The 23,465-nt window shown below is 60.3% G+C and carries 17 protein-coding genes; 4 read left to right on the top strand and 13 right to left on the bottom strand.

Annotated features, from left to right (window positions below; genetic code table 11):
• Nucleotides 1-462, bottom strand: coding sequence for an LEA type 2 family protein (locus NVB75_RS00430; RefSeq protein ID WP_258345311.1), 462 nt, complete (start codon nucleotides 460-462; stop codon nucleotides 1-3).
• 13 nt (nucleotides 463-475) lie between these two features.
• Complete coding sequence (locus NVB75_RS00435) at nucleotides 476-1,903, bottom strand: nucleobase:cation symporter-2 family protein (protein WP_017477424.1); 1,428 nt, start codon at nucleotides 1,901-1,903, stop codon at nucleotides 476-478.
• 235 nt (nucleotides 1,904-2,138) lie between these two features.
• On the opposite strand from NVB75_RS00435, the gene NVB75_RS00440 reads away from it, so the two are divergent.
• Nucleotides 2,139-3,764, top strand: coding sequence for a methyl-accepting chemotaxis protein (locus NVB75_RS00440; protein ID WP_258345312.1), 1,626 nt, complete (start codon nucleotides 2,139-2,141; stop codon nucleotides 3,762-3,764).
• Nucleotides 3,765-3,899: 135 nt separating this feature from the next.
• Here NVB75_RS00440 and NVB75_RS00445 read toward each other — a convergent pair whose 3' ends face one another.
• The 5 genes from NVB75_RS00445 to NVB75_RS00465 all read right to left on the bottom strand — a co-directional run bounded on the left by NVB75_RS00445 (nucleotide 3,900) and on the right by NVB75_RS00465 (nucleotide 9,180).
• Nucleotides 3,900-4,877 carry an NAD(P)-dependent oxidoreductase gene (locus tag NVB75_RS00445; protein WP_258345313.1) on the bottom strand — a complete coding sequence of 326 codons (978 nt, stop codon included), beginning with the start codon at nucleotides 4,875-4,877 and terminating at the stop codon, nucleotides 3,900-3,902.
• Nucleotides 4,877-6,172, bottom strand: a complete 1,296-nt coding sequence (locus tag NVB75_RS00450) for an MFS transporter (RefSeq protein ID WP_258345314.1) — start codon at nucleotides 6,170-6,172, stop codon at nucleotides 4,877-4,879. The genes NVB75_RS00445 and NVB75_RS00450 overlap by 1 nt, the downstream gene beginning before the upstream one ends.
• Nucleotides 6,173-6,283: 111 nt before the next feature.
• Nucleotides 6,284-7,246, bottom strand: a complete 963-nt coding sequence (locus NVB75_RS00455) for a sugar kinase (protein ID WP_258345315.1) — start codon at nucleotides 7,244-7,246, stop codon at nucleotides 6,284-6,286.
• Complete coding sequence (locus NVB75_RS00460) at nucleotides 7,239-8,021, bottom strand: sugar phosphate isomerase/epimerase (RefSeq protein WP_258345316.1); 783 nt, start codon at nucleotides 8,019-8,021, stop codon at nucleotides 7,239-7,241. Before NVB75_RS00460 ends, NVB75_RS00455 begins: the two co-directional genes overlap by 8 nt.
• A gap of 145 nt (nucleotides 8,022-8,166) precedes the next feature.
• Entirely contained in the window at nucleotides 8,167-9,180 is a 1,014-nt protein-coding gene (locus NVB75_RS00465) for a LacI family DNA-binding transcriptional regulator (protein ID WP_275708386.1), read from the bottom strand.
• A 240-nt stretch (nucleotides 9,181-9,420) separates the two neighbouring features.
• Between NVB75_RS00465 and NVB75_RS00470 the strand changes: the two genes are divergently transcribed.
• The 3 genes from NVB75_RS00470 to NVB75_RS00480 all read left to right on the top strand — a co-directional run bounded on the left by NVB75_RS00470 (nucleotide 9,421) and on the right by NVB75_RS00480 (nucleotide 15,973).
• A complete protein-coding gene (locus NVB75_RS00470; RefSeq protein WP_258345317.1) occupies nucleotides 9,421-11,364 on the top strand; it encodes a hypothetical protein in 1,944 nt (647 codons plus the stop codon).
• A gap of 144 nt (nucleotides 11,365-11,508) precedes the next feature.
• On the top strand, nucleotides 11,509-13,503 hold the full coding sequence (locus tag NVB75_RS00475; RefSeq protein ID WP_258345318.1) for a hypothetical protein: 1,995 nt from the start codon (nucleotides 11,509-11,511) through the stop codon (nucleotides 13,501-13,503).
• 262 nt (nucleotides 13,504-13,765) lie between these two features.
• Nucleotides 13,766-15,973, top strand: a complete 2,208-nt coding sequence (locus tag NVB75_RS00480; RefSeq protein WP_375378923.1) for an autotransporter outer membrane beta-barrel domain-containing protein — start codon at nucleotides 13,766-13,768, stop codon at nucleotides 15,971-15,973.
• A gap of 56 nt (nucleotides 15,974-16,029) precedes the next feature.
• Here the strand turns inward: NVB75_RS00480 and NVB75_RS00485 are convergent, their stop codons facing one another.
• The 6 genes from NVB75_RS00485 to NVB75_RS00510 form a co-directional block, all read right to left on the bottom strand.
• Nucleotides 16,030-16,518 carry a hypothetical protein gene (locus NVB75_RS00485; protein ID WP_258345324.1) on the bottom strand — a complete coding sequence of 163 codons (489 nt, stop codon included), beginning with the start codon at nucleotides 16,516-16,518 and terminating at the stop codon, nucleotides 16,030-16,032.
• 132 nt (nucleotides 16,519-16,650) lie between these two features.
• Nucleotides 16,651-17,256, bottom strand: coding sequence for a LysE family translocator (locus NVB75_RS00490; RefSeq protein WP_258345325.1), 606 nt, complete (start codon nucleotides 17,254-17,256; stop codon nucleotides 16,651-16,653).
• 53 nt (nucleotides 17,257-17,309) lie between these two features.
• Nucleotides 17,310-18,149 carry an AraC family transcriptional regulator gene (locus NVB75_RS00495; RefSeq protein ID WP_063029552.1) on the bottom strand — a complete coding sequence of 280 codons (840 nt, stop codon included), beginning with the start codon at nucleotides 18,147-18,149 and terminating at the stop codon, nucleotides 17,310-17,312.
• A gap of 76 nt (nucleotides 18,150-18,225) precedes the next feature.
• Nucleotides 18,226-18,867 (bottom strand): DUF1345 domain-containing protein, encoded by a 642-nt coding sequence (locus tag NVB75_RS00500; protein WP_076016534.1) that lies wholly within the window; start codon nucleotides 18,865-18,867, stop codon nucleotides 18,226-18,228.
• A 53-nt stretch (nucleotides 18,868-18,920) separates the two neighbouring features.
• Nucleotides 18,921-22,019: an efflux RND transporter permease subunit gene (locus tag NVB75_RS00505; RefSeq protein ID WP_258345327.1), complete on the bottom strand. Its 3,099-nt coding sequence runs from the start codon at nucleotides 22,017-22,019 to the stop codon at nucleotides 18,921-18,923.
• Between the two features lie 12 nt (nucleotides 22,020-22,031).
• Nucleotides 22,032-23,189 (bottom strand): efflux RND transporter periplasmic adaptor subunit, encoded by a 1,158-nt coding sequence (locus NVB75_RS00510; protein WP_258345328.1) that lies wholly within the window; start codon nucleotides 23,187-23,189, stop codon nucleotides 22,032-22,034.
• Between the last annotated feature and the right edge of the window lie 276 nt (nucleotides 23,190-23,465).

A 23,465-nucleotide genomic window follows, 5' to 3' on the forward strand; every position in this document is an offset into this window, starting at 1 on the left:
TTACCACGTGGCAGTGTTGGGAAAGTCCAGGGTCCCGCGATCCACAAAGCGCATGGTGCCGAACAGGCCACCCGCGAGTTTCCCGCGCAACACGTAGGGCAGGTTATTCAAACTCTGGGTCTGGCTCAAGCCAAGGGTCTGGCGCAACACGGAAAACGCCGAAACACTCACCGGCACCGTCAGCACCGTCTCCGAAAAGCGCGGGATGGACCCACTCAGGTCACTCACCCCGGACGCCAGCGGCCGGCCGTTGACCTCAAGGTCCAGGGCCACGCCGCTGTAGTCGATCGCGGTTTCATTCGGGTTCTGCACCCGCAGCTTCACCGCGAAACGCACCTCCAGGTCCTGGCTTTGCAGCGGCTCGATGCCCACCACGTTGATGTTCACCGGGTCGCGATTGGGGAACAGCGCGCACGCGCTCAGGGTGAGGAGCAGCAGTGACAAAACCATGAGCTTGCGCATAAAACGGGTTCTCCTATTGCGTGACGTCCGGGTCCTGCATCACCTTGAGGGTGGAGGCTTCCGGATCAAATTCATCTTCTTCCAGTTCTATGAACTCCTCAGGCAGGAAGATGTTCAGCACGATAGCGCAGAACGCCCCCACGGTGATTGGCGACTCGAAGATGTTGTGCAGCGCCTTGGGCAGTTCGCGCAACACTTCCGGGACTGCCGCCACACCCAGGCCCATCCCCAGGGAGATCGCCACGATCAGCACGTTGCGCCGGTGCAGGCCGGCTTCGGCAAGGATCTTGATCCCGGCCACGGCCACGGTGCCGAACATGATCAGCGTGGCACCGCCGAGTACCGGCTTGGGCATCAGTTGCAGCACCGCGCCGATCATCGGGAACAGGCCCAGCAGCACCAGCAGCCCGGCAATGAAGTACGCCACGTAACGGCTGGCCACGCCGGTCAACTGGATCACCCCGTTGTTCTGGGCGAAGGTCACCATGGGCAGGCTGTTGAAAGTGGCCGCCATTACCGAGTTGAGGCCGTCGGCCAGCAGGCCGGACTTGATGCGCTTGATGTACAGCGGGCCCTTGACCGGCTGTTGGGAAATCATCGAGTTGGCCGTCAGGTCACCGGCGGCTTCCAGGGGCGAAATCAGGAAGATCACCGCCACGGGGATAAACGCTACCCAGTCGAACGAGAAACCGTATTTGAATGGCACCGGCACGCTGATCAGCGGCAGTTGGGGCAGGGCGGCGAGGTCGACGCGGCCCATCCACCAGGCCACCACAAAGCCGAGGGTCAGGCCGATCACGATCGAACCCAGGCGCAGGAACGGGTTATTGAAGCGGTTGAGCACCACGATGGTCAGCAACACCAGGGCCGCCAGGCCCATGTTGCCGGCGGCGCCCAGGTCGCTGGCGCCATAGCCGCCGGCCATGTCGGTGACGGCCACCTTGATCAGCGACAAGCCCATCAAGGTAATGATGGTGCCGGTGACCACCGGGGTGATCAGCTTGCGCAGCTTGCCGATGAACTGGCTGAGCACCACTTCGATAAACGCCGCGAAGAAGCAGATGCCGAAGATCGTCGACAGGATCTCATCGGTGCCGCCGCCCCGGGCCTTGACCATGAAGCCGGCGCTCAGGATCACGCTGATAAACGAAAAACTGGTGCCTTGCAGGCACAGCAGGCCGGAACCCACCGGGCCGAACTTGCGGGCCTGCACAAAGGTGCCGAGCCCCGACACAAACAGCGCCATGCTCACCAGGTAGGGCACTTCGCTTTCCAGGCCCAGCACGCCGCCAACGATCAGCGTCGGAGTGATGATCCCGACAAAGCTGGCCAGTACGTGCTGCAGGGCGGCAAATATCGCCGCGCTGAAGTGCGGGCGGTCGTCGAGGCCGTAAATCAGGTCGGATTTATAACGGGGGCGAGGGGTTTGAGTGTCAGACAAAATACGGGCCCGGGCAGGAAAAAGGAGGCGCAGGATGCCAGAAACTGCCAGTTGTCAGAAGTGTGAAAAAATATTTCGAAACCTCCCCCATTAAATCCTCAAGCCGGCCGATACCGTTTATAGGCCCACATACCAATTACAACAGTGGTGCCACCGGTCAGAGCGGCGCGTTGACGCCCATTGGCCGTGTCGCGGCAGGGATGCTCGCAGCCACCCCTTCTAAGAGCGCCCCCCTATGTCCCTTCGTCACTTGAATATCGCACCTCGAGCTTTTCTCGGTTTTGCCTTCATCGCGTTGCTTGTCGTTATTCTGGGGGTGTTTGCGGTGAACCGCATGACCCTGATTCGTCAGGCATCGGTCGACATGGGCGCCAACCAGCTGCCCAGCGTCGGGTATTTGGCCACCATGACCGAGAACGTCCTGCGCCTGCGGATTCTGTCGTTTCGCGTGTTGGTGAACCGTGAACCGGCGGCCTTGCAGGAAGCCCAGACCCGCATGGGCGTGCTGGAAGGCAAGGTCAAGACCGCCCAGGCAGCGTATGCCACCCTGCCGGCGGGGGATGAAGAGGCGGCGCTGTACAAGACATTTGCCCTCACGCTGGACAATTACCTCAAGGCTCAGGCCGAGATGGTGAGCTTTTCGCAGCAGAACAAAGTGGAAGAAATGCGCGCCCTGATCAACGGCCGCATCAAGGATGGCACCGACCAGATGGGCGAACAGTTGAATAAACTGATCGCCATCAACGCGGCGGATGCCACTCAGGCCGCCAATGACGCCGGGCAGAGTTACCAGCACGCCATCACGGGCATTATCGCCGTTTCGGTGATTGCGGCCCTGATGACCGTGTTGCTCGCCTGGCTGTTGACCCGCAGCATCGTCACGCCACTGCGCAAAGCGCTGGAGGCGGCTGAAGTGATCGCTGGCGGTAACCTCAGCAAAGTGATTGAGGACGACGGCAAAGACGAACCAGCCCGCCTGATCGGGGCCTTGGCTGCGATGCAAGCCAACCTGCGCCAGACCATCCAGCACATCGCCGGCTCGGCCACGCAGTTGGCCTCTGCCGCTGAAGAGCTCAGCGCTGTGACTGAAGAGGCCTCCAAAGGCCTGCAGCAGCAGAACAACGAAATCGACCAGGCCGCCACAGCGGTCAACGAAATGACCGCTGCGGTGGAAGAAGTGGCGCGCAATGCGGTGTCCACCTCAGAAGCTTCCAGCCAGTCCAACCAGGCCGCGCGGGAAGGGCGCGACCGAGTGGTGGAAACCGTGGGCGCGATCCAGACCATGACCCAGGATGTACAAAACACCTCGGTGTTGATCGAAGGCCTGGCGGCTCAGGGCCGTGACATTGGCAAGGTACTGGACGTGATTCGCGCGATTGCCGAGCAGACCAACCTGCTGGCCCTCAACGCAGCGATTGAAGCGGCACGTGCCGGTGAAGCCGGGCGTGGTTTTGCGGTGGTGGCGGATGAAGTGCGGGCCCTGGCCCATCGCACCGCGCAGTCGACCCAGGAAATCGAAAAAATGGTCGCTGGCATTCAGAGCGGTACGGGCGAGGCGGTGAACTCGATGCAGCAGAGCAACCAACGCACCCAAAGCACCTTGGAAATGGCACGGGCTGCCGGCGTGGCGTTGGAGCAGATCACCCAGTCCATCAGCCTGATCAACGAGCGCAACCTGGTGATCGCCAGTGCGTCGGAAGAACAGGCGCAGGTGTCCCGCGAAGTGGACCGCAACCTGGTGAACATCCGCGACCTGGCGACCCAGTCGGCGGCGGGTGCCAACCAGACCTCAGCCGCCAGTCACGAACTGTCGCGCCTGGCGGTGGATTTGAACGGGATGGTGGCCAGATTCGTCATCTGATCTGAAATGCGATCAAAAAAATGTGGGAGCGGGCTTGCTCGCGAAGGCGGTGTGTCAGTTGATGCATTCGGTGGCTGACACACCGCCTTCGCGAGCAAGCCCGCTCCCACATTGGCTTCTGCGGTGCTTCAGGAATCAGTGTTTCCAGGCCGCCGGATTCACCAGGTTCTTCGGCTTCTCACCCGCCAGCGCCGCCAGCAGATTGTCCACCGCGCACTTGGCCATCGCCTCCCGCGTCTCATGAGTCGCTGAACCGATATGCGGCGTCGCCACCACATTGCTCAAGCGCAACAACGGCGAATCATGCTGCAGCGGCTCGCGCACAAACACATCCAGTCCCGCCGCGCGTATCGTGCGCTGTTGCAACGCCTCGATCAGCGCCGGCTCGTCCACCACCTTGCCCCGGGAGATGTTGATAAAGATCGTCTCCGGGCCCATCAGCGCGAACTCTTCAGCGCCAATCAAGCCTTCGGTTTCAGCCGTCAGCGGCAAGGTCAGGCACACAAAGTCGGCTTCCCGGAGCAGGTCCGGCAGGCTGCGGTATTGCGCGTCAAAACGCTGCTCCACTGCAGGTTTTGGCGAGTGACTGTGGTAGATCACCGGCATGCCAAACCCGAAGTGCCCACGCTGGGCCAAGGCTTCGCCAATTCGGCCCATGCCGATAATGCCAAGCGTCTTGCCGTGTACATCGCTGCCGAAATGCAGCGGGCCGATGTTCTGGTTCCAGTTGCCGGCGCGCACCATATTGGCCAGTTCCACCACTCGCCGCGCAGTGGCGAGGATCAGCGCGAAGCCGGTATCCGCGGTGGTTTCAGTCAGCACGTCGGGAGTATTGCTGAGCAGGATGCCGCGCGCGGTCAGGTAGTCGATGTCGTAGTTATCGACGCCGACGGACACGCTGGCCACCGCCTCAAGGTTTGGCGCCAGGTCCAGCAATTTGGCGTCCAGGCGCAGGCTTGCGCCAAGCATGCCTTGGGCCGTAGGCAATGCCGCGCGCAGCTTGGCCAGGCCGCTTTCATCCAGTGCCTCGATCAGCGTGACTTCGGCCTGTTCATGCAGACGGGCCATCAGCGGTGCAGAGAGTTTCTTGTAGAGCACGACAGACTTTTTCATCAGGTCTTTACCTTCAATTCAAGGGATTGCAGCGGGGCGCGCTCGCGGTCGCTGGCGCCGGGCTTGAGGAAGATCGTCAGCACCACCGACACCAGCAACGCACCGCTCATCAGCAGGTACGAAGCGCCGGGGGAACCGGTGCTGCTGTTGAGGTAGCCCACCAGGTACGAACCGCCAAACGAACCGAGGGCGCCCATGCTGTTGATCAGCGCCATGGCGCCGCCGGCGACATTGGCTGGAAGGATCTCGGGGACGATCGCGAAAAACGGCCCGTACGGCGCATACATGCACGCCCCGGCGATCACCAGCAGGGTGTACGACCACCAGAAGTGTTCGGCGCCCAGCACGTAGGACGCATAAAACGCGATGGAGGCGATCAACAGCGGCGGCCACACAAAGCGTTTACGTTTTTGCAGTTTGTCCGAGCCCCAGGACACCACCAGCATGCCGATCACCGCCGCCAGATACGGCAGCGCAGAGAGCCAGCCGGCCTCGACCATGTCCATTTTCAAGCCGGCCTTGAGGATCGACGGCAGCCACAGCACGAAGCCATACACGCCAATGCTCCAGCAGAAAAACTGCAGCGCGAGGATGATTACCTTGGGCGAGCGAAAGGCTTCGGCGTAGTTCTTCACCGCCTTGATGCCTACCTGTTCTTCGGCGAGGGCGGTTTCCAGGTCTTTTTTATGCTGGGCGCTCAGCCATTTGGCGTCGGCCGGTTTTTCATCCGCCAGCTTCCACCAGATAAACGCCCACAGCACCGCCGGCAAGCCTTCGATGATGAACATCCAGCGCCAGCTGAAATGCTGCACCAGGTAGCCCGAGACCACCGACATCCACATCATGGTCACCGGGTTGCCGAGGATCAGGAAGGTGTTGGCCCGTGAGCGTTCCGCGCGGGTGAACCAGTGGCACAGGTACACCAGCATCGCCGGCATCACGGCGGCTTCCACCACCCCGAGCATGAAGCGGATCACGATCAGCATGTAGGCGTTGGACACCATGCCGGTCAGGGTGGCCAGGCCGCCCCACAGGATCAGGCTCACGAAAATCAGCTTCTTGACGCTGCGCTTCTGCGCATAGATCGCCCCTGGCACCTGGAAGAAAAAGTAGCCGAGGAAAAACAGCGCGCCGAGCAATGACGACATGCCGGGGGTGATCATCAGGTCTTCGGCCATCCCGGAGGCGGCGGCGAAGCCGTAGTTGGCGCGATCCAGGTACGCCAGGCTGTAGGTGATAAACACGATGGGCATGATGTACCACCAACGACGGGTGGCGAGTTTCAACGGTTCCATAAAGTTGCTCCTGAGCTTGTTGTAGTTGTGGCAACAGGTAACTGGGTAGCAGCGAGCTTGCTCGCGAAAAACATAAGAGCTCCACCTCTATTCAGGTGGCGCGTGTCATCGTTAACGACCTTCGCGAGCAAGCTCGCTCCTACAATAAGCAGGCAGATCTTCACGCAACGGCAAGCCTTCCATGTCGCCACGGCTCTGCACCGCGCGGCTGCCGATCCAGTTGCCGCGCTGCACGGCCTCGGCAAAACTGAGGTTTTCCAGCAGCGCGCTGATCATGCCCACCGCAAAACCATCGCCGGCGCCGACCGTATCGACCACCTTGGCCACGGGTACGGCGGCGACGAAACCCTGGTCCAGTTGCGTGCGGTAATACGCGCCGTGGGGGCCGAGCTTGATGGCCACGGCTTCCACGCCCTGGTCGAGGTAGAACGCGGCGATGTCGGCCGGGTCTTCAAAACCGGTGAGCAAACGGCCTTCGCTCAACCCCGGCAACACCCAATCCGCCAGGCAGGCGAGGGCGTTGATTTCGCTGACCATGCGTTGCTCGTTTGCCCACAGGGACGGGCGCAGGTTCGGGTCGAAGGACACACTGCGCCCAGCCTCGCGCATTTGCGTCATCAACTGGCGCGACAACTCGCGGGTGGCGTCCGACAGCGCCGGCGGGATGCCGGTGGCGTGCAGGTGGCGGGCTTGCAACAGCTCGGGCTTGATCGCCTCGACCGACAAATGGCTGGCGGCCGAGCCACGGCGGAAGTACTCCACCTGCGGATCGTCGCCGGCCTCTTCGCGGGACTTGAGTTGAAAACCCGTGGGGTGCAGCGGGTCGACCGCCACATGCCCGCAGTCCAGGCCTTCGTTCTGCAAGGTGTCCACCACAAAGCGCCCGAGGGAGTCGGCGCCCACGCGGCTTAGCCACGCCACGTTGAACCCCAGGCGCGACAGGCCGATGGCGACGTTGCTGTCAGCGCCGGCAATGCGTTTGTGAAACTGTGCGACCTGGGCCAGGTCGCCGGTCTGTTCGGCGACAAACATCGCCATGGTTTCGCCAAACGACAGGATATCGATCTCAGACATGGGCATTCTCCACGCGGGGCTGGCCAAGGACGGTGAGGGCGGCGACCTGCTGTGCGGTGACCTGCACCAGGTCATCACCTTGCAGGGGAAACTCCACAGCCCGGGTAATACCTTGAGTCATGTGCTTGAGCAGTTGTTCCCACAGATGCAGGTCGGCGACGCCCGGCGGCAGCGCCACCAGCTTGCCGTCGGCGCGACGGGCCACGGCCTTGCAGTGCAGGTAATCCACATGCCGGCCCAGCAGGCGTGCAGCGGTGGTCGCCGATTGGTCCTGCCATTGCCAGTTGCCGATATCGAAGGTCATTTTTACCGGCACGGCCAGGCGTTCGACTTCGTTGAAAAAACGCTGCATCGGCTCGATGCGCCCGCCGTGCAGGGTCTGGTCGTTCTCCACCAGCAGCTTGACCGGATGCCGGTTGAGCAGGGCGCTCAAGCTGTCCAGGTCGTTGGTGTCGGTGAAATAGCCGAGGGAGACTTTCAGCCATCGGGCGCCAAACGCCTGGGCGCGGTCGAGGGTGGCGGCCAGTTCGGCGTTGGGTTGCGAGCGGCCGGCCACCCAGAGTTCCAGGGGCGAGGAGAACACGCATTCCAGGCCTTGATCGGCGGCGGCTTGCGCCAGTTCAAGCGGTTGTTCAGTGGTCAGCAGTTCTTCGCGCCATTCGATACGTTGCGCGCCAGCGGCGGCCAGCACCGAGACGAAGCTCAACTGGCCCTGCTGGCGGACCAGGTCGGCGCCGTAGCTGGAAAGGCTGATGGAGACGGGGTATTTATGCATTGTTGTGGACCTCTGAAACCGGTTTCATTTTTATTCGCAAAATGTTGAATTGAACCAGCCGTAGCAGCTGTCGAGCCTGGGCGAGGCTGCGTCGGCGGTGTACCTGACACATCGCAAACGCCGCCTCGCCCGGGCTCGACAGCTGCTACGGGCGCCTGGTGGAGCCTCGAATGATCAGTTGCGGCAGGAAATCCAGGGTACGCGTCGGCTCGGTATCGCCGCGCAAACGCTTGAGCAAGCAGTCGAAAGCCTTGGCGCCGATGGCCTCGGTGGGCTGGGCGAGGGCGGTGATGCCGTTGCCCACCAGCGGGTACCAGTCGAGGTCATCCAGGGCGATCAGGCCTACGTCATCAAACAGGTCGCAGCCTAAATTTTTCAATGCGCGGGTACACGCCAGTGCCGCGATTCCGTTGGCACAGAACAACGCCTTGGGGCCGGATTTGGCCAGAAACTTTTGCAGACGCTGTTCCAGTTCGCCGTCCAACTCCAGTACCGCGCCGGTCAACGTCGGACGGCTGGCAATCTCTGCCTTGAAACTGTCCAGGCGCTCAAGCCGCGAACTGGTGCCGTCGGTGGCTTCACTCACTAACAGCAGGTCGCGATAGCCTTGCTGTTCAAGGTGTTCGACTGCCATGCGCACCGCCACCGGGTTATCCAGACCCACCAGGTCGCTGTGCAGCGGTTCGACCTTACGATCCACCAGCACCAGCGGCATTTCCCGTTGCAGCTCCAGCAATTGGTCGAGGTGATGGCCAAGGGTGTTCACGATCAGCCCTTCGATGTTGTAGGCGCGCAGGGCCGCGAGGTGCTGGCGCTCCTGCTCGTCATCGCGGTCGGTGTTGCACACCACAAGGCTGTAGCCGTGCTGGCGGCAGGCGGTTTCCACGCCATGCATCACGGCAATCGAATAGGGGTTGCGGATGTCGGCCACCAGCATGCCGATCAGGCGGGTGCGCCCGCGTTTCAGGCCGCGGGCCATCTGGTTGGGGCGGTAGCCGAGTTCATCGATGGCTTGCTCGATGCGCAGGGCGATGGCATCGGAGAGCAGGGCGCGGTCGTCACCGATAAAGCGCGAAACGCTGGCCTTGGACACACCGGCGCGTTCGGCTACGTCAAGCATGGTCACGCGGCTGCGTTGGGCGGCGGAAAAAGTAGTCACGGTGCAGGGCCTTTCTTATTGGATTTGTCGACGCGCGGGTAGTCCCACTGAAACCGGTTTCAGAAGACCATCCACCAAACAATTCGTCAAGTACGATTCATAGGGCGTTGCCGATTAAAACCGACGAATGGCTAGGTGTACCTGTGAGTTCTGACAGTATTCGAACCCCGGAATTGCGCGTTTAATCGAGGCAAACGCGCAGTCTCTGCGCAGGAGCGAACAGTTAGCCTGGAGGGTGACATGAGTGATCCCAAGACCATTGGATTGCGCAAGGGTGTCCTGAGTCTTAGAGACATCGAGGTGCCGATTCTGGATTACGTCGACCCTCCTATTGCGGATGGTTATATTCCCAGCCATCACCTGGACAGTGGGCTGGAGGTGGTGATTCCGACGTTATGGGACGGCTCGGCAGAGGAGGGTGAGTTCAATATCGTGAGGATTCGTTGGCTGCGTGGCGGGGCTGAAGGCAGGCCGCCTTACGTCCGCCGTTTTGACGGGCCCATTTCGCCGGGCATTTTTCCTCTGACGATTACGATAGAGCGAGATTATCTGGAGCAAGACGGTACGGTATTTCTGCATTACGAAATTCAAGATGAAACTGGACTGATCTCCCCGTCGAATCCGCGCATCCTGTATCTGGATCGCACGCCGCCCAATAACAACGTTGCGCCTGCGCTTTCGGCATTTCCTGTCGCGATTATTGATGAGGATTATTTGCGCGATCACGCCACCGTAGACCTCACTGTGGCGTATATCGGCCGCCGAGCCAGAGACAGGGCCTATTACTACGTTTCGGACAAGAGCCCGCCGCCCGATGCGGCGCCCGACGGTTATGTCGAATTCGCCCTTGAAACCACGCCACCGATTGTACGCCTCCCCGCAGACTTGTTTCGGTTGTACCCAAACGGTACCCAATACGTCCATATCCGGCTTGAGGATCGATCGGGCAACCGTGGCCCAAGATCCAATCAGGCGTCGGTTGAGGTCGATTTGGTGGGGTCTCCGACCCAACTCCAGCCTCCGGTCATCCCGGCAATGGCGGGTGGCCTGATCAACCGGCATGAAGCGCGTCTGGGGGTTGTTGCGAGGGTGAACTACACCGATTGGCAGCCAGGAGACCGGGTTGCCTTAAGATGGGGGAATACCGCGCTCGGGCTGCAAGAGGTCCCTCACGTACCCTTTGACGTGAATGTGCCGTGGTGGGCGTTGATCGACGACGGCTCGGGCCCCGCGCAGGGATTTGCCAGCTACACCATTTTGCGCGCCGGCAGTACGGTGCCCACTTTTCCGAGCCCTGGCACCAGAATCCGCTGGGATTTCAGCGTTGCAGGGCAAGATCATGCCAACGCTCCACAGTTGATCAACACTGACTTGCCACGGGTGGTGATAGTTGGGGAAGGCTCTACCACTGACAACCATATCGATATTCGTGACAAGGACCATCGTGTCTACGCCAGTGTTCCGCTTTACCACGCTCCTAAAGACGGAGAACTGTTGGAGTTGTATTGGGGGAGCTTCCCGTCCCTGGACTCACCGGTCGCCAGTTATCGCGTAGACACCAGCAAGGGGGATGTCGAGGGCGCGCGCGTGGAATTCAGCGATATACCCTGGCAAGTCATTGTGGATGCGGGTAACCATGACCGGCTGCAGGTGTATTACACGACATTTAATGGCGTGAATGAACAAATAGCTTACTTTACTGAAGTGGCAGTAAATGTAATTGCGCCTTTGATATTTACCCAGGCACAGTTCCCTAGTTGGGATCGCCAGACGTCCACCCTTAATTGTTCGTCCAATCCTCCCCTGTGGGACCATATTCCAATCGTTGTTACACCCAACCCCGAATTCAGGGAAGGTGACTTTGTTATTTTGAGCTGGATCGGATATACCGAAATTTGGGGAGGGGGGCGGCCAATTCCGGACACTGCAGAAACGCTCACTCATAGTCTGACCGCCGACGAAGCTATTAATGGCTATACCTTCAAGCTGGATAACTATGCTGAAAAAATAGCGCCTATAAAATCCCAGGATCCCAATAGTACGGCAAGTTCCGCCTATGCCGTTTATACCGTTTGGCGGGGTACTCGGTTTATCGGTTCATCACGGCTTTATTACGTGAAAATCGACCGGCGCAGGCCTAGCGGGCTCTACTGTGGGCCTGATGGTAACGGTCCGGAACTCTGAAAGTTGGGGCGTTGCTGGCAAGTAAGAGAGCAGGTACCTGAGGATCCAGGAACTCATGCCGTCATGTCGATGTGAATAGCGCGATGTGGGTTCACGTCATCTTACATTGTAACGATGTAGTTAACAGGCAAGTGGAGAGCACAAATGACTAGTTTGACTAAAAAACAACAGGCCGCCGTCGACTCGCGAGAAGCCAATAGGGTGTATTTGTCCGGTCGAAAGGCTGGGGTACTTAGCTTGAAAGTGCCGGAATTTGATAGTTTGAATGCCGATGGGCTGATCCCTTTTCAAGAGCCCAGGCAGCCGCTAACTGTCAGTTATGATCTTTCCGAAATGGCGGCGGATGGCGACATTGATCCTGCCACGGTTTATATCACTACGAATATTCGTGGCAAAGGCGCAACACAGTGGGGGCAAGCCATTCATGTGGTGAACTTTGCAAACCCGGCGGCTCCTACTTACGCTGATATCAGCGGGCCCTTTTTCCGCGATATTCCAGCATCGCTCCTAACCCAAGGCCAGCATGAAGTGGGCTACATTATTTGGGAAAGCCCTACATCGCCGACCGCGCTGCAAGTAGGTGCTCCACTGGAAATAGATGAAACGCCGCCTTACGGTCGTAGTTATCCACCCGCACCGGCATATCCTGACTATGTGTCGGACAAGGGCGAAATTACCGAAACTGATATTGCAGAAAATCCAGATGGGATGGTCTGTACATTCCCCGCCTATCCCGCCTATCGAAAAACGGGAGATAGGATTGAGGTCTATTTTTCCGAGGACTTTTCCTCACAATTGTCCACCCCGGCCCTGGAGGTTCCTGTTACGGACGCAGCAACCTTTACCGTGCCTTGGGATACGGTCAGGGCCAACGAAGCAGGGCGCAATTACTTGTTTTACGTCCTGCGTGACCTGGCCGGCAACCGCAGCCTGGATTCCACGCCAGCCCGCATCAACTTGCACTTGACTGATGATCCGGCTCCTCACCAGGCGGAGGTACCACTCGCGCTGCTGCCCGGTGACGGTCTTATTGACCTGCAGGATGTGTATCTCGCGGACGACGTTTTCGTCAGCATTCCTGACTATGACAATGCCCTGCCGGAGATCGATGTTATCCAACTGACTTGGGGGGATGAGGATCCACAACGTTACGACGTCGCGGATTACCTGCCGTTCCCGTTGCTGCTGCCCGTGAGCCGCGCCACGATCTTTGCCGACTACGGCACTGCAACCGGCGAGAAGGAAACCACCATTGAGTATCTCGTTGATCGCCGCGGGCAGGAATTTGATGCACCGCCCCTGGATATCCACGTTGACATCTCCGCACCGGGCCCCACCCCTGGGCCTGATCCTGAAAACGCGGCGCTCAATCGGCCGACGGTGTTTGGCAGCGACAGGGCGACGCCTAACGTGCTCACGCCCGCCGACTTCGGCAATCCTGCCACCGTCGAAATCGTGCTCTGGGACGTGCCCGTGCCTGCTCCAGACATCACTATTACTGGCTACTGGGGCGATCTGGCGCACCCTTTTGATCCTAAGACACTGACAACAGAAGGTCCTGGTGACCCCGTCGAATTGGAGGTCCCATGGGAGACCATCAAGGACGTCGGTAACGACCGCCAAGTCAAGGTGTTCTACAGCCTAAGCTGGCTGACCAATGGCAATATCCAGCGCTCTGTACCCCGGGAAGTGAACGTGACCGCGAACGTGACTACGCTGCCGCCGGCACAGTTCAGCAAGGCCACAGCAACATTGGCATGTACCGACCTTAACCCTGTTACCCGCAGCACGGTCGTCAGGGTTCCGGGCAATACAAACTTCAAGACGGACATGGTCATTCGAGGGGAGTGGCGGGTGTTCAGCGATGCTGCGGGCGAGACGCAACTGGGCGCCACTCACCCCTTCAATTCTCCACCGCTGACAGCCGAAATGGTTGCAAACGGGTTTGATGTGACGATTCAGCCTTACATGACGGTAGTAAGGCCCGCCGCTCGAAACTCGGTGGACTTCCATTACTTCGTCGACATCCCGGGTGAGGGCGAAGTTAAGTCTCAGCGGGCCTTTACCCGAACTCGTTTTGCCGATCTCAACGGCTTGTACTGTGAGGAACAGCCGATCTCGTTTGTGGATGAAGACTAGTCTCAAGCAATGATCAAGGGGCGTCCCGGCGCCTCTTGAATTTAAGCCGTTTTCCCCCGCGTGCCCACGACTTGCCATTCAAACCATTCAGATAAGTCCTACATCAACAGTTAGCACTCAACGGTAGCTTTGCGACCCTTGAATGGCCTGATTCCATCCCTCCGGAAACAGGCTGGACGGTTCCGCCGTGGAGCCTCTGTTGAGAGAGTGGTTTCTTGTGAAGATCAATACTGCGTTTAAGTTAAAGCCTTTAGTTGCAATGATGCAGGTCCCTTGCGTCGTGTCCGTTTTGGTCCTGGCACCTCACGCCCAAGCCAGGCTGATTGAAAATGAGACCTACACCATAGGGCATGGTGAACACATTGATTCGTTTGAGTTGCGCAACGCCACGCTTAACGTCAACAGCACGTTTACGCGGGATGTCTATGCCGACGCGTCCACGCTGAACGTCACCGACCGCAGCACCCTCCTCGGTACCGTGGTAGCCCAACGAGGCTCCAGTGTAAACGTGGCCAATAGCCGGGTGACCGCTTCAGGGGCGCTCAATAACGGTATTTCCTTGTTCAGCAGCAATGCCCTGATCCAGGGGAGTGTGATCTCCAGCGCGGACCACCTTGGCCTGTTGGTCGGTCGGTTCACGCCTGACACAAACGGCTCCACGGCGGTCGTGTCCGATAGCGTGATCTCCGGTGCTACCGGTGGCGCGGCGCTCACGGGCAACAGCTCGCTGGATTTGCTGCAAAGCGAAGTGATCGGTGTACACGAGGGCAGCTTCGGCCTGAGCCTGGAAAGTGCAACCGCCCGTGCTTTGCGCAGCAATATTACCGGCGGTCTTAACGGCATTGAGATGTCGGTTGATCGCCGTATACCCAATGCGAACACTTTGGTACTGGATCAAACCCGAGTCACCGGTACCACCGGTGCGGCCCTGCTTGTGCAGGGCGCGCGGGGGCAGGGCGCGGTCGCCGACATTCAGGTACGTAACGGCTCGACGCTTATAGGCGGCAACGGCAACCTGCTGGAAGTCAAAGGTGGCTCAACCGCCAATATGCAGGTCGATAACAGCCAGTTGCAAGGCGATGTCGTGGTCGAAGCCGGGAGTGCCGCCCACCTGCAACTGAACAATTTTGCGTCCTTGACTGGCCGTATGGACAACGTGTCCTCGTTGCAGATCGGTGATCAGTCGATGTGGGTCATGACCGGCAACAGCCAGGTCGGTGCGCTGAACTTGTCGGATGGCATGATCAAGTTCGGTGAAGGTGATGCGTTCTATCAACTGGACCTGGGAAGCCTCTCTGGCCAGGGTACTTTTGTAATGGGCACCGACTTCGCACAGGGCCTGACCGACTTTCTCAACATTACCGGCAATGCATCCGGTCATCACAATTTGTTGCTTGCCAGCAGCGGCGTGGAACCCCTCAACCCGGGCGACGTCCATGTGGTGCACACCGGGGGCGGTGACGCACAGTTCGAGCTGGTAGGCGGTTCGGTTGATGTGGGGGCCTGGTCCTACGGGCTTCGCCAAGACGGTACCGACTGGTTCCTCGACCCAAATAACCGCACCGTCAGCCCGGGCACCCGTTCGGTGCTGGCCTTGTTCAACACGGCACCGACCGTGTGGTATGGCGAGATGTCCTCGTTGCGCAGCCGTATGGGTGAATTACGCCACAATGGCGCCGAGTCCGGTGGCTGGCTGCGTGCGTATGGCAACAAGTACGAAGTATCGGGCGGCGCGGCTGGCGGTTACCAGCAGATTCAGCGTGGTTTCTCCCTGGGCGCGGACGCACCTGTCGGTGATGGTTGGTTGCTGGGGGTGATGGCCGGTCACAGTAACTCCGACCTGGACCTCAACCGGGGTACGTCGGGTGAAGTCAAAAGCTACTACGCCGGTCTGTATGCAACGTGGGTGGATGAAGACAGCGGTTACTACTTCGATGGCGTGGTCAAGGCTAACCGCCTGCAGAACTCATCGAAAGTAGGGTTGAGCGACGGCACGCAAACCAAGGGCAATTACAACACCAATGCGCTGGGCGCTTCTGCCGAAGTAGGCCGTCATATCAGGCTGGATGATGATTTCTTTGTCGAGCCTTTCGCGCAAGCATCGCTGGTGAGCGTACAAGGCAAGAGCTACAGCCTGGACAATGGCCTCAAGGCCAAGGGCAAGAACACTGATTCGGTGCTGGGCAAGTTGGGCGTGACCGTAGGGCGTGACTTCATAATGAATGACGGCAGTGTGGTACAGCCGTATCTGCGCGGCGCCGTTGCCCATGAGTTTGCCAAGAACAATACGGTGTTGGTCAACAATCAGACGTTCAACAACAACTTGTCGGGTTCACGCATAGAACTGGGCGCAGGGGTTGCCGTATCGTTGTCCAAGCATCTGCAATTGCATGCCGACTTCGACTATGGCCAGGGCAAGCATGTTGACCAGCCTTGGGGGGCCAATGTGGGCATGCGGTATAGCTGGTAAAGCGGCTGGTCAATAAAAACGCCCCGATACTCGGGGCGTTTTTTTGCAGCGCATGATCAAAGGCTGAACGAAATATTCAGTCCTCGCTCTGCACCACTGACATCATAGAAATAAACATCCAGTACGCCGCTGACATGGTTAGAGACAACGTCATGGAAAAACTCAACGGTCCCGCGATGTGCGCTATAGGCAGGCGTGGGGGGCTCATCGTATGTCATGTTAATGATCGAAAACCGATTTTCTCTTACGTCCTCTTTCAGTGTGTAGCGCCCGGAGGGTAATAGATCCCGGTCGTATGAGTATCTGAAGATGATCACTTGTTTGAAAATATCTGAACCTTGAGTTTTCCCCAGGCGCGAAGCGCTACCTGCCAGATCGGGCGGTAAGCCAGTCATCGTGCCTTCAGCCAACCAGAACCCGTTTTTCAGTTCATGGCTAAAAAACTGAGGCTTGAATTTCTTGCCTGCGACGATTCCTTCGAAAAAGCGTTCGTTGGTTGCGGTTCGGGTGGACCTGGCGGCGGGGGCCGTTGCAGTACTCATCATCAAACTCTCCTACAGTATCAGTGAGGTGTGCTGTGAATGTCGTTGGTACAAGGTGACTTCATTCAGCGCCCTAACGCCCTGCGCCACAACTGTCAGAATTCACAGGTTTTCTAACCACTCGTCGCTTTTTCTCTAGGTGCCAGCCAAGACGCTCAGCCAGGCGGACCCGAACAACAACAACGCCATGCCTTGGTTAAAACGCCGCATGGCCTTGGCCGAGCGAAACACCCGGCTCGACCCCATCCCCAGCAGCGCCCACACCCCCAGGCACGGCAACGAAATCATAAAAAACGCCAACGACAGGTACAGCACATGGCTCTGGCGTTCGTCGCCATTGCCGGCAAACACACTGACCACCGCCAGGGCCATCATCCAGGTCTTGGGGTTGACCCATTGCAGGCTGGCGGCACCCACCAGGCCCAGGCGTTTTTGCCGGGTGTTCGGGTCGATGGCGTCGGCCGGGGCGCGGTAGATCTGCCAGGCCAGATAGCTGAGCCAGGCCACGCCCACCCATTGCATCGTGGCCTGCACCCTGGGCAATTGCGCCAGCGACTGGCCCACGCCCGAGCCCACCAGTAACACAATCCCCGCCGCGCCCATGCAAGCACCCAACACAATAGGCAGCGCAGCCTTGAGCCCATAACGCGCGCTGTTGCTCAGCACCAGGATGTTGGTCGGGCCGGGAGTGATGGAGGCGACGAAGGCGAATAACAGAAAGGGCAGCAGGGTCGGGAACATGGGGTGTGACTCCAATCAGCAAGGCAATGGAGTCAATCTTCACAAGCGACCTGCTACCTGTCTGGAAGATTTGAGCAGCGCTTGCGGTACGCCGCCGGTGTCATGCCGTAGGCCCGCACAAACCAGCGGCCCAAATGGCTTTGGTCGGCAAAGCCCAGGCTGCTGGCAACCTCGGCAGGTTGCTCGCCCTTGGCCAGCAAATGGCGAGCTCGGGCCAGGCGCAGTTGCACCAGATAGGCATGGGGCGGCAGGCCGAAGGCGCTCTTGAAGGCACGGGTCAGGCGGAAGCGGTCTACGCCGGTCGCCAGGGCCAACTCATCCATGCCGACGTCCTGATGCAGATGGGCGTGCAGGTACTCGCGGGCCTTATGGGCCACCAAAGGCAGGCGCGGGTCCTGGTGATAGCGCTGGCGCCAGTGCAACTGGCCGGTCAGGCGCTCCAGCAAGTGGTCGAGGGCGCGCTGGCGCACGATGCGCAGTTCGCCGCTGTGCAGGCTTTGAAACGCCTGGCTGGTGGCAAGCGCCAGGCGTGGATCGCTGGCAAGGGTGGTGGCAAACCCCAGCTGACTGTTGGCCGGGGCTTCCTCGAACACCGCCGCCACTTCACGCTGCAGCCACTGCGGGTCGAGGTACAACATGCGGTAGGTAAATCCGGCTTCGGTGGGGGCGTGGCCGTCATGGATTTCCCCTGGCTCCAGCAGAAACACCTTGCCAGGTGTGCTTTGGTGCCGGGTGCTGCGGCAATTGAATTGCTGCACGCCTTGCTCTGTGACGCCCACCAGGTAGCTGTCGTGCCAGTGCGGATCGTAGGCATGGCCCTCGAAATGCGCACGCAGGGTCTCGATGCCGGTGTCGGCGTCCTGGGACAGGTCGATCCAGTTGTGGGCGGTCATAAAGCACCGATGGCAGGTAAACGTTGTCGCCAGTTAGCGCGCCCGGGCGGACGCTCGTCTAGAAGTTTTGTGCAGCTCAACCAAACAGCCCGGCGGCAATGTTGATCGAGAACCCCAGTATCGCCGTATTGAACAGAAACCCGATCAGCGATTGCCCCAGCACCACCTTGCGCATGGTCCGCGTGGCAACCCCGACGTCCGCGGTTTGCACCGCCACGCCGATGGTGAACGAGAAGTACAGGAAGTCCCAGTAATTGGGCGTGCGCAAATCCTCGGCAAAACGCAACGCCGGCTCGGGGCCGTCCCAGGTGTAATACAGCCGCGCGTAGTGCACGCTGAAAATCACCCCGATCAGCAGCCACGAACCGATCACCGTCAGCCCGGTAAACCCGTAGTGCAACAGGCGCGTCGTGGCGTCCAGGTCCTTGCTGCCCACCAGTTCAAAGGTGATGGTCGCCAGGCTGGCGATGGCCGCGATGCACACCATGAACAGCACCAGACCGGCGTTCTCGTCCTCGATCTCGGCGATGCGTTTTACATCGTCGGCGCGGGAATGGCTGGTCAGCCAGAGCATCAGCACCAGGTAGGTCCAGACGCCCGCGTTCCAACCGATGAGGATTTTGCTGATGATGGTATCGGCCGGAGCCAGGAGCCCCACCGCCAGGCCCAACACGGCGGCGGAGGACAGGCGAGGGTGGGTGCGGGCGAGGAAGGGCATGGGAACTCGATGGGCCAGGGTTTGCGTTACCTTAGCCCACCTGAGTCCTTTGTTCAGCTGTCTTTGTGGCGCTTTTTCACCAGCTTCATCACCACCACGAAGAACACCGGCACAAACACCACTGCCAGCGTCGCGGTAATCATCCCGCCGATCACCCCGGTGCCGATGGCCTGCTGGCTCGCCGAGCTGGCGCCAGTGGCGATCGCCAACGGCACCACGCCGAGGATAAACGCCAGGGACGTCATGATGATCGGCCGCAGACGCAGGCGTGCAGCCTTGAGCGTGGCATCGATCAGGTCTTCGCCCTGGTCATACAAATCCTTGGCGAACTCGATGATCAGGATCGCGTTTTTCGCCGACAGCCCAATGATGGTAATCAGGCCGACCTTGAAGAACACATCGTTGGGCATCCCGCGCAAGCTCACGGCCAATACCGCACCGAGCACGCCGAGGGGCACCACCAGCAGCACCGAGGTCGGAATCGACCAGCTCTCATACAAGGCCGCCAGGCACAGGAACACGATCAGCAGCGACAAGCCGAGCAACAGCGGTGCTTGGGAGCCGGACAACCGTTCCTGCAACGACAGGCCGGTCCATTCCTGGCCGAGGCCTGCAGGTAACTGGCTGACCAGGCGCTGAATCTCTTCCATCGCCTCGCCCGTACTGTGGCCCGGCGCCGATTCACCGGAAATCGCGATAGCCGGGTAACCGTTGTAGCGGGTCAACTGAGCGGGGCCCTGGATCCAGCGCGCTTCGACAAAGGCCGACAGCGGCACCATCTTCCCGGCGTTGTTGCGCACGTGGATCTTCATCAGGTCGGCCACCTGGCTGCGCTGATCACCTTCGGCCTGCACCACCACCCGCTGCATGCGGCCCTGGTTGGGGAAGTCGTTGATATAGGCCGAACCGATGGCCGAGGACAGCACATTGCCGATGTCGGCAAAGGAAATGCCCAGGGCGTTGGCCTGCTTGCGATCCACCTCAAGCTGCACTTGCGGAGCTTCGGCCAGGGCGCTTTCACGCACGTTGGCCAGGATCGGGCTTTTCTCGGCAGCGGCCAGCAGTTCGGTACGGGCCTCCATCAATGCGGCATGGCCCACGCCACCACGGTCCTGCAGGCGGAACTCGAAACCACTGGAGGTGCCCAGGCCATCCACCGGCGGCGGCAAAATCGCATAGGCAATCGCATCCTTCAGTTCGGTAAAGGCCGCGTTGGCACGGTCTGCAATGGCGGCGGCGGAATCCTTGCTGCTGCGTTCCGACCAATCCTTGAGCGTGGTAAATGCCAGCGCCGCGTTCTGCCCCGAGCCGGAGAAGCTGAAGCCCATGATCATCGTGGTATCGCCCACGCCCGGCTCGCCGGCGTTATGCGCCTCGATCTGCTCGGCCACCTGCACCGTGCGGTTCTTGCTCGCACCCGGCGGCAGCTGGATGTCGGTGATGGTGTAGCCCTGGTCTTCCACCGGCAGGAACGAGGAGGGCAGGCGGCTGAACAACACCCCCAGGCCCACCACCAACACCAGATAGATCAGCAGGTAACGCCCGCTGCGCTTGAGGGCATAGGCCACCCAGCCTTCATAGCGGTCGGTGAACTGCTCGAAGCGCCGGTTGAACCAGCCGAAAAAGCCACCTTTCTCATGGTGCTCGCCCTTGGCAATCGGCTTGAGCAAGGTGGCGCACAGGGCCGGGGTCAAGGTCAGGGCGAGGAATGCCGAGAACAGGATCGAGGTGGCCATCGACAACGAGAACTGCTGATAGATCACGCCCACCGAACCCGGCATGAACGCCATCGGCAGGAACACTGCCACCAGCACCAGCGTGATGCCGACAATCGCGCCGGTAATCTGGCCCATGGCCTTGCGCGTAGCCTCTTTGGGCGAAAGGCCCTCGGTGACCATGATCCGCTCGACGTTCTCCACCACCACAATCGCATCGTCCACCAGGATGCCGATGGCCAACACCATGCCGAACATGGTCAGCACGTTGATCGAGAAGCCCAGCAACAGCATGGTGGCGAATGTACCCATCAAGGCGATCGGCACCACCAGCGTCGGGATCAGCGTGTAGCGGATGTTTTGCAGGAACAGGAACATCACCGCAAACACCAGCAGCATCGCCTCGCCCAGGGTGTACACCACCTTGGTGATCGAGACCTTCACGAACGGCGAAGTGTCGTACGGGATCTTGTACTCGACGTTGGCCGGGAAGTAGCGCGCCAGTTCGTCCATCTTCGCCCGCACCAGAGTCGCGGTGCTCAAAGCGTTGGCGCCCGGCGACAGCTGCACGCTGACGGCGGTGGACGGCTTGCCGTTCAGGCGGGTGGAGAACTGGTATTCCTGGCTGCCGATTTCCACCCGCGCCACGTCACCAACGCGCACGGTGGAGCCGTCCGGGTTGGCCTTGAGCACGATGTCGGCAAATTCGGCCGGGGTCGACAGCTGGCCTTTCACCAGGATCGACGCAGTGATTTCCTGGGTCTTGGTACCCGGCAAATCACCGATGCTGCCCGCTGACACCTGGGCGTTCTGCGCCGATATGGCCGCGTTGACGTCCGCCGGGGTCAGGTTGAATCCGATCAATTTCTGCGGGTCGATCCAGATCCGCATCGCGCGCTCGGCGCCGTACAGCTGAGCCTTGCCCACGCCGTCCAGGCGCTTGAGTTCGTTCATCACGTTGCGCGCCAGGTAATCGCTGAGCGCTACGTCATCAAGCTTGCCGTCGCTGGAGGTCAGGGTGACCAGCAGCAGGAAGCCGGCGGAAACTTTCTCCACCTGCAAGCCTTGCTGCGTCACGGCTTGGGGCAGGCGCGGCTCCACGGCCTTGAGGCGGTTTTGCACGTCAACCTGGGCCATCTCCGGGTCGGTGCCCGGCTGGAAGGTGGCGGTGATGGTGGCCGAACCGAGGCTGCTCTGGGATTCGAAATACAGCAGGTGATCGGCGCCGTTAAGCTCTTGCTCGATCAGGCTGACCACGCTTTCGTCCAGGGTTTGCGCAGAGGCGCCCGGGTACACGGCGTAGATCTCGACTTTCGGCGGCGCGACGTTGGGGTACTGCGCGACTGGCAACTGCGGGATGGCGAGGGCGCCGGCCAGCAGGATAAACAGGGCGACCACCCAGGCGAAGATCGGGCGGTCAATAAAGAACTGCGGCATGTTTAACGATCCTTATTGGCCGGATGCCTGGGCGATGGGCGCGGGGCTGTCGTCAACCTGGACTTTCTCGCCAGGGCGGGCGTGTTGCAGGCCTTCGACGACGATACGGTCACCGGCCTTGAGGCCGCTGTTGACCACCCAGCGGTCATTGACTACCGAGCCCAGTTCCACCGGTTGCTGGCTCACGGTTTGCTCGGCGTCCAGCAGCAACACCATCGGAATCCCGGCGCTGTCGCGGGTGATCGCCCGTTGCGGCACGCTGATGCCTTGCTGGTCGACGGCTTGCTCCAGGCGTACGCGGATAAAACTGCCGGGCAGCAGGTCGAGGTCCGGGTTGGGGAATTCGCTGCGCAAGATGATCTGCCCGGTGCCCGGGTCGACGCTGATCTCGGCGAACAGCAACTTGCCCGGCAGCGGGTACAGGCTGCCGTCATCCTGGATCAGCGTGGCCTTGGCCTGGTCCTGACCGACTTGCTTCAAGTGCCCGGCGCGGAAGGCTCGGCGCAGGTCGTTCAGCTCGCGGGTGGATTGGGTCAGGTCGGCGTGGATCGGGTCCAGTTGCTGGATCAGCGCCATCGGCGTGGCTTCGTTCTGGCCCACCAGGGCACCTTCGGTCACCAGCGCGCGGCCGATGCGTCCGGAAATCGGCGCAGTGACGGTGGCATAGCCCAGGTTCAACTTGGCACGCTGTACGGCGGCCTGGTTGGCGGCGACATCGGCCGCGGTTTGCCGGGCGGCGGCGCGGGCGTTGTCGTATTCCTGACCGCTGATGGCGTTGCCTTCCACCAATTGGCTGTAGCGCTGCTCTTGCAGGCGGGCCTGAAACGCATTGGCCTCGGCCTTGCGCAGGCTGGCCTGGGCGCTGTCGAGGTCGGCCTTGAACGGCGCCGGGTCAATCCGGAACAGCACATCGCCCTGTTTTACGTCGTGACCTTCCTTGAACACCCGCTGCAACACTACGCCGGCCACCCGGGCGCGCACTTCGGCGATGCGTGGCGCGGCAATGCGCCCGCTCAGCTCGCTGGTGATGGACAGGGGCTTGGCTTCAAGGGTTTCGATCCGCACCTTGGCCAGCGGTGCCTCGGCAGCTTCGTCCGCCGACTTGCCACACGCGCTCAGCGCCAGTGTCAGGGTCAACAGGCAAAACGGCGCAAATAGATTCTTCGACATGCTCATATCCCAATATTGACTGGCGCATCCTACGGTCGCCCCCGCCACAGTGCTGTGAAGCTCTGTAGGTGGTGTGTGAAGAAATGTAAGGTGCGGCCCACAGATGCACGCGGGCGTATATCCTTCATAACCGCCGAACCTTACACGATCTTCCTGACACCGAAGATCAAATGTGGGAGCGGGCTTGCTCGCGAAAGCGGTGTTTCAGTTAACGCATACGGCGGCTGACACACCGCTTTCGCGAGCAAGCCCGCTCCCACATTGGATTTGCGTACT

This window comes from Pseudomonas sp. CBS, from assembly GCF_024734645.1.
GTDB lineage: Bacteria > Pseudomonadota > Gammaproteobacteria > Pseudomonadales > Pseudomonadaceae > Aquipseudomonas.